The 16,813-nt window shown below is 62.6% G+C and carries 20 protein-coding genes; 16 read left to right on the forward strand and 4 right to left on the reverse strand.

All coding sequences use genetic code 11. The features are described from left to right. Window positions 1-13 precede the first annotated feature (13 nt). Window positions 14-904, reverse strand: coding sequence for an ImmA/IrrE family metallo-endopeptidase (locus QMY55_RS07625; protein ID WP_249041645.1), 891 nt, complete (start codon window positions 902-904; stop codon window positions 14-16). Window positions 905-921: 17 nt separating this feature from the next. Further along, a complete protein-coding gene (locus QMY55_RS07630; RefSeq protein WP_151022080.1) occupies window positions 922-1,242 on the reverse strand; it encodes a helix-turn-helix domain-containing protein in 321 nt (106 codons plus the stop codon). Window positions 1,243-1,446: 204 nt separating this feature from the next. Here QMY55_RS07630 and QMY55_RS07635 point away from each other — a divergent pair, with 204 nt between their 5' ends. The 16 genes from QMY55_RS07635 (at window position 1,447) to QMY55_RS07710 (ending at window position 15,806) form a co-directional block, all read left to right on the forward strand. Then, entirely contained in the window at window positions 1,447-2,676 is a 1,230-nt protein-coding gene (locus QMY55_RS07635; protein WP_283488043.1) for a hypothetical protein, read from the forward strand. After that, window positions 2,639-3,643 carry a hypothetical protein gene (locus tag QMY55_RS07640; protein ID WP_283488044.1) on the forward strand — a complete coding sequence of 335 codons (1,005 nt, stop codon included), beginning with the start codon at window positions 2,639-2,641 and terminating at the stop codon, window positions 3,641-3,643. The genes QMY55_RS07635 and QMY55_RS07640 overlap by 38 nt, the downstream gene beginning before the upstream one ends. A 182-nt stretch (window positions 3,644-3,825) precedes the next feature. Continuing rightward, window positions 3,826-4,038, forward strand: a complete 213-nt coding sequence (locus QMY55_RS07645) for a helix-turn-helix transcriptional regulator (protein WP_151022085.1) — start codon at window positions 3,826-3,828, stop codon at window positions 4,036-4,038. Beyond that, entirely contained in the window at window positions 4,035-4,505 is a 471-nt protein-coding gene (locus QMY55_RS07650) for a hypothetical protein (RefSeq protein WP_151022087.1), read from the forward strand. The genes QMY55_RS07645 and QMY55_RS07650 overlap by 4 nt, the downstream gene beginning before the upstream one ends. 5 nt (window positions 4,506-4,510) lie before the next feature. After that, a complete protein-coding gene (locus tag QMY55_RS07655) occupies window positions 4,511-4,825 on the forward strand; it encodes a hypothetical protein (RefSeq protein ID WP_283488045.1) in 315 nt (104 codons plus the stop codon). Beyond that, window positions 4,822-5,709: an ATP-binding protein gene (locus tag QMY55_RS07660; RefSeq protein ID WP_283488046.1), complete on the forward strand. Its 888-nt coding sequence runs from the start codon at window positions 4,822-4,824 to the stop codon at window positions 5,707-5,709. The genes QMY55_RS07655 and QMY55_RS07660 overlap by 4 nt, the downstream gene beginning before the upstream one ends. 2 nt (window positions 5,710-5,711) lie before the next feature. Continuing rightward, a complete protein-coding gene (locus tag QMY55_RS07665) occupies window positions 5,712-6,314 on the forward strand; it encodes a hypothetical protein (RefSeq protein WP_151022093.1) in 603 nt (200 codons plus the stop codon). Between the two features lie 13 nt (window positions 6,315-6,327). After that, window positions 6,328-8,004 carry a DEAD/DEAH box helicase gene (locus tag QMY55_RS07670; RefSeq protein WP_283488047.1) on the forward strand — a complete coding sequence of 559 codons (1,677 nt, stop codon included), beginning with the start codon at window positions 6,328-6,330 and terminating at the stop codon, window positions 8,002-8,004. Window positions 8,005-8,159: 155 nt separating this feature from the next. Continuing rightward, window positions 8,160-8,423 (forward strand): DUF6511 domain-containing protein, encoded by a 264-nt coding sequence (locus tag QMY55_RS07675; protein WP_239901896.1) that lies wholly within the window; start codon window positions 8,160-8,162, stop codon window positions 8,421-8,423. Next, window positions 8,423-9,178, forward strand: coding sequence for a PD-(D/E)XK nuclease family protein (locus tag QMY55_RS07680; protein WP_151022100.1), 756 nt, complete (start codon window positions 8,423-8,425; stop codon window positions 9,176-9,178). Before QMY55_RS07675 ends, QMY55_RS07680 begins: the two co-directional genes overlap by 1 nt. Beyond that, a complete protein-coding gene (locus QMY55_RS07685; RefSeq protein ID WP_283488048.1) occupies window positions 9,175-11,364 on the forward strand; it encodes an AAA family ATPase in 2,190 nt (729 codons plus the stop codon). Before QMY55_RS07680 ends, QMY55_RS07685 begins: the two co-directional genes overlap by 4 nt. A gap of 314 nt (window positions 11,365-11,678) precedes the next feature. Then, window positions 11,679-12,140 carry a crossover junction endodeoxyribonuclease RuvC gene (locus tag QMY55_RS07690; RefSeq protein ID WP_151022102.1) on the forward strand — a complete coding sequence of 154 codons (462 nt, stop codon included), beginning with the start codon at window positions 11,679-11,681 and terminating at the stop codon, window positions 12,138-12,140. 1 nt (window position 12,141) lies between these two features. Continuing rightward, window positions 12,142-12,354, forward strand: coding sequence for a hypothetical protein (locus QMY55_RS07695; protein ID WP_151022104.1), 213 nt, complete (start codon window positions 12,142-12,144; stop codon window positions 12,352-12,354). Then, window positions 12,347-12,751, forward strand: coding sequence for a DUF6362 family protein (locus tag QMY55_RS07700; protein ID WP_283488049.1), 405 nt, complete (start codon window positions 12,347-12,349; stop codon window positions 12,749-12,751). The genes QMY55_RS07695 and QMY55_RS07700 overlap by 8 nt, the downstream gene beginning before the upstream one ends. A 377-nt stretch (window positions 12,752-13,128) precedes the next feature. Beyond that, window positions 13,129-14,544 carry a site-specific DNA-methyltransferase gene (locus QMY55_RS07705; RefSeq protein WP_283488050.1) on the forward strand — a complete coding sequence of 472 codons (1,416 nt, stop codon included), beginning with the start codon at window positions 13,129-13,131 and terminating at the stop codon, window positions 14,542-14,544. Next, window positions 14,541-15,806: a site-specific DNA-methyltransferase gene (locus tag QMY55_RS07710; RefSeq protein ID WP_283488051.1), complete on the forward strand. Its 1,266-nt coding sequence runs from the start codon at window positions 14,541-14,543 to the stop codon at window positions 15,804-15,806. The genes QMY55_RS07705 and QMY55_RS07710 overlap by 4 nt, the downstream gene beginning before the upstream one ends. Here QMY55_RS07710 and QMY55_RS07715 read toward each other — a convergent pair. Continuing rightward, entirely contained in the window at window positions 15,800-16,201 is a 402-nt protein-coding gene (locus QMY55_RS07715; RefSeq protein WP_283488052.1) for a hypothetical protein, read from the reverse strand. The two genes, QMY55_RS07710 and QMY55_RS07715, sit on opposite strands and share 7 nt — an antisense overlap. A gap of 58 nt (window positions 16,202-16,259) precedes the next feature. Beyond that, window positions 16,260-16,799, reverse strand: coding sequence for a DUF3489 domain-containing protein (locus QMY55_RS07720; RefSeq protein WP_283488053.1), 540 nt, complete (start codon window positions 16,797-16,799; stop codon window positions 16,260-16,262). Window positions 16,800-16,813 lie beyond the last annotated feature (14 nt).

Raw genomic sequence — 16,813 nt, forward strand, 5'->3', positions numbered from 1 at the left:
AATTCCTCATGATCTATCGCACAGGGTACTGGCCGTTGCGGATGAATCGATCAAAGGTATCCTCCTCTGCCTCTTCATCATCATGCCGAGGCCGTTGCCATTCGGCGTCGGGCATCAACAGCAGCGTCAGAGTGTAGTCGTACTGCCCCGCCACCCGGGTCATTTCAGTGACGGGCATGCTGGTGGGTTCGCGTGGAAACCAGTCCTGTGCTCGGCCCGTCTGTTGATCGCCTGCATCCCAGCCGTTGTAGCTGTGAGCCAACGCTTGTCGAGGCAACTCGATGGTGTTCTTGCGGGTGGCGAAGTAAGCGCCGGACCGTAGTGCCGCCTCGTTCGACTTGGCCCACAGCATGTGATCATCACGGCTGGCCACCAACACGGCGCGCTTCGGGGCGATTTCGGTCCAGCGCAAGGCTGCAGCCGTCAGCGAAACGCCGTAGCGATCCGCGCAGTGACTCAGCAGATCGAAGCTGATCGACTGCCCATCCACCTGGCGCCGGAAGTCGTCCAGCGGCATCAGCAGGGTCGAAGCAAACAAGTCCGCTTCTGACTCGATGTCGCGCTCGTTGTTGTCGCCCGTTTCGATGTCGCCGTCGCCGCACTCGAATAGGTCCCGCTGGTGGCGGTGCAGGATGTAGTGGCCGAACTCATGCGCGATCGTGAAGCGCTTGCGGCCCTCCGAAGGGGTGGCACTGTTGTATAGGAGCAGCCACTTCGAGCGCGCCTTATTGGCTTTCAGCAGACCATCGAAACCGTCGAGATCTTCGCCCTGGACCTTGTCGATCGGCGAGTCTGAAAAGCACTGGCGGGAATACTCCAGCGCCAGCTCGTCAACCTTGACCGGAAAACGATCCGCACCGAGCACCGTGTTGAGCATGGACGAGATGCGATTGGCCTCGGCCATGGGCTTCTTCGCCTCCGTCATTCATCTTCCCAGGCATCGAGGATCTTGCGGATCTTCTTTTTGTCCGGCTCCGACATGGTTTTGTACTTGCGGAAGAAGGCCTCGTCGAGCACTTCCTCGTCCGGGGTGGTTGCCGACTCGGTCAGCAGGAACTCCGTGGTGACCTCGAGGACGGCGGCGATCTTGCCGATCTTCTCGGCCGATGGCTTTGGGTCGTCTTTGTTTTCCAGTTCCCAGATGTAGCTCTTGCTGGAGTCGGTCAGTTCGGCCAACTGTTCCAGGCTGAGCTTCTTTTGCTTCCGCAGTGCGCGGATCTTGTCCCCCAGGGGCGATGGCACCGGTATTTCCTCATTTGTTGGCTTCAATCCTAAAATAATACCACTGTACCGAACGAATTCGTACCTGCTTGACAAACCTATAACCGCTCCGCGACAATCTAAATCGTTCGGTACACCGAACTTCATCGGTCTGCACACCCCAACAAGAAGAAGGGGCCGTCGAGGCTGATACCAAGCCGATCCAAACCTTTGAGGGGTATGTAGATGAACGATGCAGAAAACCTGAGCAAGCTCCTGGGCCACCTGCCACCGGCGGTGTTCCGTGAATTTATGGTGGATGAATTCGGCCTGGCCATGCCGGACGCGGACGCCAAGAAGCCCAAGAAAGAACAGCGTGAGCAGATGGAGGCTGTGCTCGCGGCTCTTGGGGTGGGCGAGCGGCAGCGGATCGAAGAAGTGGCCGAACGGATCGTGCTGCTGTCGGACGGCGCCGGCCAGGACGTCATCGACGGCTTTAAGGACGACATCTTCGATGACGCGGCCCGGGAAACCTTCGCAGCGATTCCGAACCAGTACGAGCGGGCACTGTGGCTGCACGTCCATGAACCCGTGATCTTCGAGGAAGCCCTCAACGCCCGACAGGCCGACGTGTTCCGGCAAAGCGCCTCCTGCTACTCCGGTTTCATGGCACCTGCCAATCTGGCGGTACTCGACGACGCGACGGCCAAGGCGGCATTCCACCAAACCGTCGCCCAGCAACTCGGGTGCTCCGATGACGCGGTCGCGATCCAGATCTTCAAGCGTCTGCGGCCCGACACGCAGACCGGCGAGGACGTGGATCTGTACCAGATCAGCATCCATCACAACCGCCCACCGGAAATCATCGACTGCGTGCAGGCGAGCGAATTGGTGCCCCAGGAAGTGATCCGGGCGGTGTCTTCGCACATCACATACGAGCCGGCCAATGGGCACCTGGAGGTGCTGTCGAAAGATACGGCTGGCCGGGAAGCATTGGCGCGCATCGTGGCCGACTCCCTGCTGCAATCGCCCATCACCGGCGAGAAGATCCCGCTCAAACAATACGACTACCAGAGCTTGGCGGCGCCGCGAAATTTCGATTTGTCCGGCGAGCCGGTAGCGTTCGTCAAGGTCGTCGAGCTCGGTTACGCCGCCGGAAATGGGCGGTCGCTCCTGGTGAAGATCTGGACCAAGGACGTCGATGACATCTATGCGGCCGCCCGGTCGTTGATCGGCCCCGCCTTCGACTTCCGCGATCACCACCTCAACTACGCCAAGCTGTCCATCAAGCTGAAAAAGGTCGGCAAGGACCGCGCACGGACGATTACCGTGATCCTGCGTGACGACAACAAGTGCAACATCAAGACCAAGCGGGAAAAGGACCGGGCGCTGTGCGACCGACTGCTGGCCAAATGGCATCTTGTGAAGGAGATCGGCCATGTCGTCGAAGCCCCTGCCGACACAGTCGCTGCTTGAACTGATCGACCTGTTCGAGCAGTCTGGGCAGCCGATTGCCGACGGCGACGGACTGCGGCTTCGTGGGGTGCCCGGGTGGAGTGTCCTTGGACGGACATCTTTGACGCCGAAGCTGCTGGAGCAGTGGACCGACTGCGTCGGCTACGCCGGGAGTTACCCTGCATCGCTCGACGACGAACTTGTCAATGCTGACCTGACCGAAGATGAGCAGGCTGATCGGTATCGCTACCGCTGTCCTCAGACTTTTCGGTGGAAGTTTGTCCCCGCCGCCGAAGTCGCCGTCTACAGCGTTCGACCAGCAGCAATCCTGAGCACCATCGCCGATCTCCTGGGTATCGCGCAGGCTCTGCGAAAAGGGATCGATGCGCCGCTGCTGGACGATGCCCTCTGGCATTTGGGGAAGGCACGAATCGGACCCGCGCTGACAGACGTCTGGCTCGTTCGCGGCTTGGCGCACTCCGTCGAAGAGGTATTTCGCCACTTCAGCCAGACAAGTCTTCCTGACCAGGGTCTGATCTTGTCGTCTGGCGGTGTATTGCCGCAGTTTGTGCGCCCACCTCGCAGTTACCGATTCGCATCGCTACGAGCTGCAATCGTCGACTACGTCGCCACGCCGTGCATCGACATGGATCTCCTGCATCGCATCCTGGCCGCTTCGCCCGATGGCGCGATCCGCCCCGTGTTGCCGGTGCACTTCGACGAGTACACCAACACGCTGACCATCCGCACCAAGACCAAGCCCTGGACGATCAAAGGAGAGCGTCAGGCTGCGGCAGTCCGCTACATGTTCGAACAGGCCATCAACGACAGATGGCTCCTTCCCGCTGCCGAAATTCTCGGTGCAGCCTATGCCGACAAGAAGACCGCTCGCAGCCAGCGCATGCAGAACCTGTTCAGCGGCAACACGGAGTGGGAGCACTACATCGACAACCCTGAGAAGGGAAAGTATGGCTTCCGCCGAGATTGACCGGCCACCAGTTGGCAGCAGCACGCACAACCGCCTTCGGGCGGTTTTTTGCTTTCTGGCCCCCGCTTTTCCCCGCAGAAGCTGCGCCCGTACATCAGCCCGTACATGGCGGCGGCAGACGCCCGCACAGGCCGACTTCGAAACTGACCTCATGAATTCGCAACAACCAGAAGGAGTGCATCGTGAGTGTCAAACATCTGAATCAAGGCCAACTGGCCGAACGCTGGGGAGTCAGCGAAGCCACGCTTGAGCGCTGGCGTTCCGAGGGAATCGGTCCGGTATTTCTGAAGCTGCAAGGTCGCGTCGCCTATCGCATCGAGGACATCGAAGCCTACGAGGCAGAGAGCCTGCGCAAGAGCACCTCTGAACGCGTCAATGCTGGAGGTGCGGCATGAACCGTATCTCTCCCGATCAGGCATTGGCCACCCCAGCCGGTGAACTGGCTGAGCTTGCCAGCGAATCGCTGTTCCAGCTCAAAAACGACGCGACTGATCTTCTTTCCATGGCCAAGGCGATCGTCGAGCACGTCGATCGCGCACTGGACCTCAAGTACGCCGGCCGCGCTCACCAGCTGCGCCTGGCAGCCGGCAAAGACACCGGCGTCGTCCATTTCGACGACGGGCACGTCCGCATCACCGCCGATCTGCCCAAGAAAGTCGACTGGGACCAGAAGCGGCTCGCCGAGATCACCCGGCGCATCGCCGCCAACGGTGACGACCCGTCCGAGTACGTGGAGATCAGCTATCGGATCTCGGAAACCAAGTTCAACGCGTGGCCCGAGTCGCTCAAGAGCGCCTTCGCTCCGGCACGCACCCTCAAGACCGGCAAGCCGGGCTTTCGTCTCGCTCTGCTTCAGGAGTAATCGCCATGAAAACCAAACCTACGCTGCTCGAACTGCTGCGCAAGCAGCCGGAAATGTATCTCCGTGATCTGCCGGAAAACATCCGCATCCCGGCACTGGACGGCAATCGCCCCGACGAAGTCGTGCGTCGCATCGAAGACGCCACCATTGATGACTTGGCATTCGCGATCCAGGGCATGGAGTTGGAATCCCGTCTGATCCATCGCCGTCTGAGCGGTCTGCGCGACCTGTACGAAATGGCCCGCAAGCGCGGCGCACTCGGCGTGACCACCGTCGCTGACGCGTTCGCCAGCATCAGCGCCGAGGAGGCCGGCAAATGAGCCTCCCCATCATTACTGCAGACCAGCGCCTGGCCGAGCGCCGTGGTGTGAAAGGCGTGCTCGTCGGCAAGAGCGGCATCGGCAAGACGTCACAGCTCTGGACGCTGAAACCCACGGCCACGCTGTTCTTCGATCTCGAGGCTGGGGACTTGGCCGTCGAGGGCTGGGCGGGCGACACCATCCGTCCACGCACCTGGCAGGAGTGTCGTGACTTCGCGGTGTACATAGGCGGACCGAACCCAGCGCTGCGCGACGACCAGCCGTTCAGCCAGGCCCACTTCGATGCTGTGTGTGCGCGCTTCGGCGATCCAGCCGTGCTGGACAAGTACGACACCGTGTTCGTCGACTCCATCACCGTGGCCGGACGCCTGTGCCTGCAATGGTGCAAAGGCCAGCCGCAGGCCTACTCCGAGAAGACCGGCAAACCCGACAGTCGGGGTGCGTATGGGCTGATGGGCCAGGAAATGATCGCCTGGCTGACCCACCTGCAGCACACGCGCGGCAAGAACGTCTGGTTCGTCGGCATCCTCGACGAGCGCCTCGACGATTTCAATCGCCGGGTGTTCTCGCTGCAGATCGACGGCTCCAAGACCGGCCTGGAACTGCCCGGCATCGTCGATGAGGTGGTCACCCTGGCCGAGCTGAAGGCCGATGACGGCGCCAGCTACCGCGCATTCGTCTGCCACACGCTGAACGCATGGGGATACCCCGCCAAGGACCGCTCCGGGCGGCTCGATCCGATCGAAGAACCGCATCTCGGTCGGTTGATGGAAAAGATCGCCGGCCCTGCCAGGCCCGCCGCCGAGCGACTCGACTTCGCGCGCCCCGCGCCATCTGCCGCGCCTGTCCCTAACACCGAATCCACTTCCACTCAGGAGTCCTAATCATGACCTATTTCGATTTCAATTCCGCTTCCGAACAGACCTCTTTCGACCTGATCCCGAAGGGCACGCTGGTGCGCGTCCGCATGACCATCAAGCCGGGTGGCTTCGATGATCCGTCGCAAGGCTGGACCGGCGGCTACGCCACTCGCAACGACAACACCGGCTCGGTGTACCTGAACTGCGAGTTCGTTGTGATGGAGGGCGAGTTCGCCCGTCGCAAGATGTGGTCTCTGATCGGCCTGCACAGCCCGAAGGGCCCTGAGTGGGCGAACATGGGCCGCACCTTCGTCAAGGCGATCCTGAACTCCGCGCGCGGCGTTCACCCCGGCGACAACAGTCCTGCTGCGCAAAACGCGCGCCGCATCAGCGGGTTTGCCGACCTCGACGGCATCGAGTTTCTCGGCAAGGTCGACTGGGACAAAGACCAGAACGGCCAGGACAAGAGCGTTATCAAGGCCGCGATCACGCCCGACCACAAGGACTACGCCGCCCTCATGGGCGGGGCCGCAAAGCCTGCGGTGTCAGGGGCTGCCAACGGGTCGAACGCGTATGCCCAGGCTACGGGACGTGCCTCCGTGCCGGGTCGCCCGAGTTGGGCACAGTAAGGGGGACGCCGCCATGATGCTTCGCCCCCGCCAAGCCCTGTTGGTCGAGCGCTCCCTGGCGGCTCTCGCCCAACACGGCAACACGCTGTCTGTTGGCCCCACCGGGTCGGGCAAGACCATCATGCTGTCGGCGGTGGCCGGCAGCCTGTTGGCCGAGCCAGATGCCAAAGCCTGCATACTCGCCCACCGCGACGAACTGACTGGCCAGAACCTGACCAAATTCGCACGGGTGAATCCGGGCATCAGCACCTCCGTGTTTGATGCCAAGGACAAATCCTGGTCAGGGCGCGCCACGTTCGCGATGGTGCAAACGCTGTCGCGCGACAACCATCTCGCTGCCATCCCGATCCTCGATCTGCTGGTGATCGATGAAGCGCATCACGCAGCCTCGGCGTCGTACCGCCGCGTAATCGACCGCGTGTTGGACAAGAACCCGCGCGCCCAAATCTTCGGGGTGACGGCGACGCCAGTCCGCAGTGACGGCAAGGGACTGCGAGAGGTCTTCAGCAACGTCGCGGATCAAATCACCCTCGGCGAGCTGATCGCCTCCGGCCACCTCGTACCACCACGCACCTATGTCATCGATGTCGGGGCCCAGGAGCAGTTGACGAAGGTCCGGCGCACGGCCACCGACTTTGACATGACGGAAGTCGAGGCGATTCTCAACAAGACGCCCATCACCGATGCCGTGATCCGTCATTGGCGCGAGAAGGCCGGCGACCGCAAGACGATCGTGTTCTGCTCGACCGTTGCCCATGCCGAGTGCGTGCGCCAGGCATTTCACGACGCCGGGGTGCCTACCGTGATCGTGCACGGCGAGCTGTCCGATGCGGAGCGCAAGGCGCGCCTTGCAGAGTACGAGTCCGGCGCCGCACAGGTGGTCGTCAATGTGGCCGTGCTCACGGAGGGCTACGACTTCACGCCTACGTCGTGTGTTGTTCTGCTGCGACCCAGCTCGCACAAGTCGACGCTGACCCAGATGATCGGGCGTGGCCTGCGCACCATCGATCCTATCGATCATCCCGGCGTCATCAAGACCGACTGTGTGGTGCTGGACTTCGGCACCGCCACCTTGATGCACGGTTTCTTGGAGCAGGACGTCAACCTCGACGGGCACCAGCATCACGGGGAAGCGCCGACCAAGGACTGCCCGTCCTGTGAAGCCACCCTCCCGCTCGGCTGCCGCGAATGCCCGCTGTGCGGATTCGTCTGGGAGAACGAGACCGCCGAGGAAGGTGATGCGCTGGCCGATTTCGTGATGACCGAGATCGATCTGCTCAAGCGATCCAACTTCCGCTGGTGCGACCTGTTCGGCTGCGACGACGCGCTGATGGCGACCGGCTTCAACGCATGGGGTGGCGTGTTCTTCCTGAATGGACGCTGGCACGCCGTGGGCGGTGGCAAGGATCTGCAGCCACGCTTGCTGGCCGTCGGCGACCGCACCGTCTGCATGGCCAAGGCCGATGACTGGCTGAACGACCGCGAGTCGGCGGATTCCGCGCACAAGACCCGGCGCTGGCTGAACGAGCCGCCTACGCCCAAGCAACTGCAGTATCTGCCGCAGGCGCTGCGCGCCGACTTTGGCATGACACGTTATCAAGCCTCGGCGCTGCTGTCCTTCCAGTTCAACAAGTCGTCGATTCAGCGCCTCGTGGTGGCTGCCAACGATGCCCACCGGGAGGCCGCGTGAAATGTGCAGTCTGCTCACGAAAGGCCAAGGGCTTCGGCTACTTCAATCCACGCCTGCCGCGCAGCGATCCACGCCGTTACTCGGACCGATGGGTGTTCTGCTCCATGCGCTGCCAGAACGCATTTTCACGACTCATGGTAAAGACCGGAGGTCACATGATCGACCCGAGTGACATGGAGCTGGCTGCTATGGCGTCCTGCCTGGCGCCGCTTGGAGAGTACGTCGGCGCCATCGGCATGCAGCGCCCGCTGGCGGACTACAGCAAAGACGAAGTGCTGATGCTGATCGACGTCGTGGTGACCGCCTACCAGGAACACATGCTCGTCGAGCACGAGCGGATGGCGGAGAAGGACCGCGCTTTTCTTGAGGAGCGACTCGCCCGCCAAGGCAAATCGGTTTCGACGGGGGTGCCGTTCTGATGCTGGACTTCAATCACCGCCCCAAGATCCACGAGCAGATCGGCGCGCTCATCGATACCGCGCTGAGCGCCGAACGTGACACCCAACCCCGGCGCAACTATCTCGGCGCGTCGCGGTTGGGCGTTGCCTGCGAGAGGGCGCTGCAATACGAGTATCTGCAGACACCGGTCGATCCTGGCCGGGACATGCCAGGTCGCGTTCTGCGCGTCTTCGAGGTGGGCCATGTCCTCGAAGAATTGGCCATCCGCTGGCTGCGCATGGCCGGATTCGATCTGTACACGCAAAAGGCCAGTGGCGGTCAGTTCGGATTTTCCGTCGCAGGCGGCCGCATCCAAGGCCACGTCGATGGTGTGCTGAACGGCGGTCCCGCAGCGCTAGGAATGAGCTATCCGGCCCTGTGGGAGTGCAAGACCATGAACGACAAATCCTGGCGGGACACGGTCAAGCACGGCGTCAGCAAATCCAAACCGGTTTATGCCGCGCAGATGGCCATCTATCAGGCCTACATGGAGGCCAGCGTTCCGGGCATCTCTGCGAACCCGGCGTTGTTCACCGCCATCAACAAGGACTCCGAAGAGATCTGGTTCGAGCTGGTTCCGTTCGACGGCGGCCTGGCGCAGCGTATGTCCGATCGCGCGGTTCGGGTCATCACGGCAACGGACAGCCAGGAACTCCTGCCGCGCCATGCGACCACGCCAACGCATGTCGAGTGCAAGTTCTGCCCCTGGCAGGACCGCTGTTGGAGTTCGACATGATGGCCGACAACATCATCTGGCTCGACTTCAATGACGCGCCCGAGCAGCGCGACGAACTGACCTCTGACACCGATGCCTTGCGCGCTGGCTTGCTGGATCGACTTGAGGCCGTCCTCCACTACCTGTTTCCGCAGGGGCGCATCCGGGGTGGCAAGTTCTACGTCGGTGATGTCGATGGCAACCCGGGTAAGAGTCTGGTGGTTGAGCTGGACGGACCACGGCGAGGCCTGTGGAAAGACTTCTCCACCGACGAGGGCGGCGACATCATCGATCTGTGGGCGCGCTCGCAGGGCCGCTCCGCCCGCAGCGACTTCCCTCGCATCGCTGGTGAGATCCGGCAGTGGCTCGGTCTTGCACAACCGAACATCACGCCAATGCGCCGCGATGTTCGCAGCGTGCCGATGGATGAACTCGGCGCTTACACCGCCAAGTGGGACTATCAGTCACCCGAAGGCGAACTGATCGCCTGCGTCTACCGCTACGACCCACCGACGGGCAAGGAATATCGCCCCTGGGATGTCCGCGCCCGCATGTGGCGCGCCCCCGACCCCAGGCCGCTTTACAACCTACCGGCCATCGCGAAAGCGCGAGAGGTCGTCCTGGTCGAAGGCGAGAAGTGTGCGGCTGCGTTGATCGCCTCCGGCATTGCCGCCACCACCGCAATGAACGGCGCCAAGGCACCAGTCGACAAAACCGACTGGCGTCCATTAGCCGGGAAATCCGTGGTCATCTGGCCGGACCGGGATGCACCCGGTTGGGACTACGCCGAGAGCGCGGCTCGCGCTTGCGTGGTGGCGGGCAGCACATCCGTGGCCATCCTGGTGCCGCCCGCCGACAAGCCGGCCAAGTGGGATGCCGCAGACGCTGTCGAAGAAGGCTTCGACTGCGCGGCATTCATCGCCCAGGGTGACCGACGGATCGTAAAGGCTGCGGCTCCTTCTCTGCCTACCTTCACGCTCGGCGAACTGCTCGACGATAACTCACCGCTGCCACCCGATCTGATCTCTCCGCGCGTGCTGACGCCGGCTGGCATGTTGGTGTTCGGCGGTGCGCCCAAGGTCGGCAAGAGCGACTTCCTGTTGTCTTGGTTGGCGCACATGGCGGCTGGCGCTGTATTCCTCGGCATGCAGCCACCCCGTCCGCTGCGCGTGTTCTACCTGCAGGCCGAGGTCCAGTACCACTACCTGCGCGAGCGCGTGAAGGATGTCCGCCTGCCGTCCCACCGGCTTCTGGACGCCCGCGCCAACTTCGTCGCCACACCACAGTTGCGGCTGGTGCTCGATGACGCGGGACTGGCACAGGTGATCCCGGCGATCGCGCAGGCTTTCGGCGGCGAGCCTCCCGACATCATCGCCATCGATCCGATCCGCAATGTGTTCGACGGCGGCGACGCCGGCGGCGAGAACGATAACGGCGCCATGCTGTTCTTCCTGTCCCAGCGGGTGGAGCGCATTCGCCAGGCGGTCAATCCCGACGCTGGGATCATTCTTGCGCACCACACCCGGAAACTGGGCAAGAAGCAGTTTGAGGAGGACCCGTTTCAGGCACTGGCCGGCGCGGGAAGTCTGCGCGGCTACTACTCGACCGGGATGTTGTTGTTCAGGCCCGACGAGACCAGAACGACCCGCCAGCTGATCTTCGAGCTGCGCAATGGCGCGGGTATCCCGCAACGGCACGTCGACAAGATCAACGGCGAGTGGCGCGAGGTCGATGCCAACGAGCGGCTGGTGATGAAGGACTACGGCGAGCGCTTGGATGCCGAGCGCCGCCGCAAGCGCGACGCCATCCTTCAGATCTTGTTCGAGGAGGCCAGCAACGGGCGCTGCTACACCGCCAATCAGTTCGCGGAGTCCTTCGAGGGCAAGGCAGGCCTGGGCGGCGAGCGCACCATCCGCGAACGCGTCTCCGCGCTCTCGACGCAGGGCTACATCAAATACTTCCGCAACGCTGCGGACTACGGTCTGCCGTCCAGCGGCCGCACCAAGTTCGGCTATCTCTGCGTCGAAGGCATGGTGCTGCGCATGCCTGCGGGCGATGTCGACACGGCCACCGGCGAGTTGCCGATGCGCGAGTACACAGTACTCCCGACCCATTACAAGTGCCCGCATTCCGGCGCCTCGATGCCTGTCGAGAACCCCGACGTGTGGGTCTACCACGACGAATTGAACGACCCGGAGGCCTCATGAACATTGCCCAATCGGCAGTTGGCAGCAGCGTTGCCAACTGCACTCACGTCCTTGCCAACTACACGCAGTTGGCAAACCCCTGCCAACTGGAATCCCTGGCAAATCAAGGCGCTGCCGGAATTACCCCGCAGTTGGCAGTTGGCAACACTGCCAACTTGCCAACTGGCGCAAACCCGCGTGGTTGCTGGACTTTCTCGCGTTCTCCAGTTGGCGAAAACTCCCCTTCCTACTACGTAGGAGAGGGACCCGAAGGTCCCTCCACCCTACGTAGGGGGCTTGCCGGCCACCCCGGATCAGATCATCGGCGGCCATCCATGCCCTCGATCCTGGCACTGGATCTCGGCACCCAGACAGGCTGGGCGCTGCGCGACCGAGATGGCGCAGTGACCAGCGGATCGGAATCCTTCAAGCCGCAACGCTTCGAGGGTGGCGGCATGCGCTACCTGCGATTCAAACGCTGGCTCACCGAGATCAAGCAGTCCTGCGACGGCATCGACGCCGTGTACTTCGAGGAGGTGCGCCGCCACGCCGGGGTCGATGCAGCCCACGCCTACGGCGGCTTCATGGCCCACCTCACCGCATGGTGCGAGCACCACCAGATCCCGTACCAAGGCGTCTCGGTGGGTACGATCAAGAAGCACGCCACCGGCAAGGGCAACGCGAACAAGGATCAGATGATCAGCGCCGCCCGGTTGCGTGGCCACGCACCGGCTGACGATAACGAAGCCGATGCCATTGCGCTGTTGCACTGGGCCATCGAGACGCTGGAGGTGTGAGATGAAGGTTCCGACTCCCGCCTACCGCTGTGCCCTGGCTCGACTGCAACCCGATCCGCGCCCCGATCCGGAGCAGATCAAGCGTGAGGGCTGGCGCGACCAGCAGATCCTGGTGATCTCGCCCGACGACGCACGGCTCGACTGGGTCGAACGCGAACTGCTGCGCCGGATCGGCGATCGGCTGTACGGGGCGAAGGAGCGTCGACATGGCTGAATGGACGATCGAAACCGTGGCCGACCGGTTCATCGAGGCCGCAAGAACCGCCCACCGCCTTCCTCCGGTTCGCGTGCAGGGCTACTTCAACTGCTGGCCGGCGATCAAACGCATGCCATGGGAAAACCTCGGCGCGGAGCCGCCGGTCTACCGCTTTCCTCCCGACCCGGCTGCCATCGACCGGATGATGGAGACGATGCGTTGGGTGCAATGGCTGGAGGAGGAACAGCGCCACCTCGTCTGGATGCGGGCACAGCGCTACCCATGGAAGGAGGTCTGCTGCCGCTTTGGCTGCGACCGCACGACCGCCTGGCGCCGTTGGCAGAAGGCATTGGTGGTGGTCGTCGAGCAACTGCGGACGGCGAATAGACATGGAGATGCGGTCAACTGCCACTGACGTTGCGTGTAGTTGCGAAAAATCGCGACGCCGTTCGGAATCCTGCGGAACGATGCGGGTTTCAGCCACTTTTTGGCGCGCAACATCCTGAGGTTTTTTCGCTAGTATTACGGCTAATCTTGCGAGCATTGGGTGAGTGAAGGCCACGGAGCGATCTGTGGCCTTCGTCGTTTCCGGCCCGCGATGGCCATGACCTGTTGCGACGGGTCCTTCCTGGCCAGGAAGCAATGCGGGGGGCGCGAGCGCGACGCTTTTTTAGCGTCAGGGTGCGAACCAAGGTTCGCACGGTTCGCAGTTCGCACCCGGTACGTTCGCACCAACTCCAAAACCCGCCCACGGTTGTCGTCGGCGGGTTTTCTATTTTCGGGACACCATCTTTGAATACGCTCAACGTCGAGTACCGCAAGGTCGAGGCGCTGATTCCCTACGCCCGCAATCCGCGCACGCACGCCGAAAGCCAGATCGCCAAGATCGCGGCCAGCATCGTCGAGTACGGCTGGACGAATCCGATCCTGGTCGACGGCGACAACGGCATCATCGCCGGACACGGGCGTTTGGCCGCTGCGCGCAAACTCGGCCTGGATCAGGTGCCGGTGATCGAACTGGCCCACCTGACCGTCGCGCAAAAGCGGGCACTGGTGATTGCCGACAACCGACTGGCACTGGATGCAGGCTGGGACGAAGAGATGCTGGCCCTTGAGCTGGCCGAGTTGTCCGACGCGGGATACGACCTCGCTCTGACCGGCTTCGAGGAAGCCGAGATCGAGGCTCTGCTCACCAGTGCGGTGGCCGTCGCAGATGATGAATCCGAGTCCGAAGCCGACGAGCCTGACGCGGCTGACGACGTGCCAGACGCGCCCGTCGTGGCGGTGTCCCGGCCGGGCGATGTCTGGGCGATTGGCCCGCACCGCCTGATCTGTGGCGACGCCACCGACCGGAACGTGGTCGCTGCGCTGATGCAGGGTGACCTCTCTCGCCTGTGTTTCACCTCGCCGCCCTACGGCAACCAGCGCGACTACACCTCGGGTGGCATCTCCGATTGGGATGGCCTGATGCGTGGCGTGTTCGCGCATCTGCCGATGGCAGGCGACGGTCAGGTGCTGGTCAACCTGGGCCTGATCCACCGCGACAACGAGGTGATCCCGTATTGGGACGCTTGGCTATCTTGGATGCGCCAGCAGGGCTGGCGGCGCTTTGCGTGGTACGTCTGGGATCAGGGGCCGGGGATGCCCGGCGACTGGGCAGGCCGCTTCGCGCCGAGCTTCGAGTTCGTCTTCCACTTCAACCGGGAGAGCCGCAAGCCGAACAAGATCGTCCCCTGCAAGCACGCAGGCCAGGAATCCCACCTGCGCGCCGACGGGTCGTCCACCGCCATGCGCGGCAAGGATGGCGAGGTGGGCGGCTGGACGCACAAGGGTCAGCCGACGCAGGACACCCGCATCCCCGACTCGGTGATCCGCGTGATGCGCCACAAGGGCAAGATCGGCCAGGACATCGACCACCCGGCCGTGTTTCCGGTGGCGCTGCCGGTGTTCGTCATCGAGGCCTATACGGATGCGGGCGACATCGTGTTCGAACCCTTTGGCGGCAGCGGCACAACGATGCTGGCTGCCGAGCGAACGGGCCGCATCTGCCGCAGTGTGGAAATCGCGCCGGAGTACGTGGACGTCGCAATCAAACGCTTCCAGCAAAACCACCCCGGCGTGCCGATCACCTTGATCGCCACGGGTCAGTCCTTCGAGCAGGTGGCAGCGGATCGCACCACCACCCTCGATGCCGAGGTGTTGGCATGAACTGGTTGGCAGACAAGATTGAGCAGTGGCCGACAGCCAAACTGCTGCCCTATGTCCGCAACGCGCGGACGCACTCGGATGAACAGGTGGCGCAGATCGCCGCCAGCATCGCGGAGTTCGGATTCACCAATCCGATCCTGGCGGGCAGCGACGGCATCATCGTCGCTGGCCACGGTCGTCTCGCCGCCGCCCAGAAGTTGGGTCTGGAACGGGTACCGGTGGTCGTCCTCGACCATTTGACGCCAACCCAACGCCGAGCTCTGGTGATCGCAGACAACCGCATCGCGGAGAACGCGGGCTGGGACGATGCGATGCTCCGGATCGAACTGGAAGCCTTGCAACTCGAAGGTTTCGATCTGGACATCACCGGCTTTGACGCCGACGCGCTGGCCGAACTGATCGCGGGCGACGAGCCGGACAATGAGGGACAGACCGATGAGGATGCGGTACCGGAGGTTGGCGAAATTCCAATATCGCGCCCGGGCGATGTCTGGATCATGGGCCAGCACCGACTGCTGTGCGGCGACTCGACCGTGGCAGAGAGCTATGCCCGGCTGATGCAAGGCGACGTGGCAGACATGGTCTTCACCGACCCGCCGTACAACGTGAACTACGCCAACAGTGCCAAGGACAAGATGCGCGGCAAGGATCGCGCAATCCTCAACGACAACTTGGGCGATGGCTTCTACGACTTCCTGTTGGCAGCATTGACGCCCACCGTGGCGAACTGCCGGGGCGGCATCTATGTGGCGATGTCATCCAGCGAGCTGGATGTGCTGCAGGCCGCCTTCCGCTCCGCCGGAGGCAAATGGTCGACCTTCATCATCTGGGCCAAGAACACTTTCACCTTGGGGCGCGCCGACTACCAGCGCCAGTACGAGCCGATCCTCTACGGATGGCCCGAGGGCGCACAGCGCCACTGGTGTGGCGACCGCGACCAGGGTGACGTCTGGAGCATCAAGAAGCCGCAGAAGAACGATCTGCATCCGACCATGAAACCGGTCGAGCTGGTCGAGCGGGCGATCCGCAATTCGAGCCGCCCGGGCAACGTGGTGCTCGATCCGTTCGGTGGTTCTGGCACAACGCTGATTGCGGCCGAAAAGTCAGGCCGTGTCGCGCGGCTGATCGAACTCGACCCGAAGTACGTGGATGTGATCGTGCGCCGGTGGGAGGACTTCACCGGCAAGCAGGCCACCCGCGAGGCGGATGGTGTGCTATTCGATGTCGTTTCAAGCCACCTGGGATCTAATCGGGGTCAGTAAGATCCAGGCTGCTGGGGCAGTTGTCCTTGTCCTGGTTGCGACCAAGGCTGATACCCATTGCCCATGGCTTGGTTAAAGACATTTGCCTGAGTCGTCTGGTAGTGACGGTGATTCTCTGCCTGCTGAGCATTCCAGGCCATGTTGAAATCTGTATTGTTGCGGTGGACCGCTTTGTTCAGATCCGTATCGTTTGTGTATGCCGAAGTCCGGAACTGAGTATTCAATTCGGCCTCGCGAATTTCCTTCTCAATAAGTGCCTTGTCAGTCGCTGTGTCGTACTGGCTTTTGAGTTCGATTAACTTCTGGTAGACGGCAAGGAGATCCTTGTTACCTATGTTTTTCGACAGATGTTCTTCCAGAAACTGCCGGCATTTGTCGAAATCTTGACTGTTCATTGTGTCGCCCTCATTGGTAGTCCGTGAAAACCCGATATGGCGTCGACCTACCGATTTTTCAAGATTGAATTATTCGGTACACCCGCACGCCACCTGGTACCTTGTCCGAGACGATGGCCAGGCCTAACTTCTTCTTGAAGGCCCCGGCAAAGGTGCCGCGTACCGTGTGTGCCTGCCAGCCAGTGGTTTCGCAGATCTGCTGCACCGTTGCACCCTCCGCGCGCTGCAGCATCCGGATGACTTCAGCCTGCTTGCTGTTTTCGCGGGTGCGCGGCTTGGCTTGCGCCGTGATCTTGTCCCGAGCCCACTCGGCCTCGGCGGCCGTCACGGCGGCCTCGATCTCCGGGTCAGCCCCCAGGGACGCTACGGCGGGCTCTGCTGCGGGGCGAGCACGACCCATCGCGTCGTAGCCCTCGGCGGCCACGAACCAGTCCGTGCCATTGGTGGTGATCAGGGCCCGGTTGAACAAGCCGTCGAGCACCTTCTTGCGGGCGCCGCCTTTGATGTTGGCGGGGAACCAGTCGATCTTGCCGTTGGTGTGCTCAAGGGCGTAGGCCAGGATCGCGTGCTGGGCCGGGGTCAGTTGGGTGGTGGTCATTTGCTGCTCCTTCG

This window comes from Comamonas resistens, assembly GCF_030064165.1.
In the GTDB taxonomy this organism is placed as follows: domain Bacteria; phylum Pseudomonadota; class Gammaproteobacteria; order Burkholderiales; family Burkholderiaceae_C; genus Comamonas; species Comamonas resistens.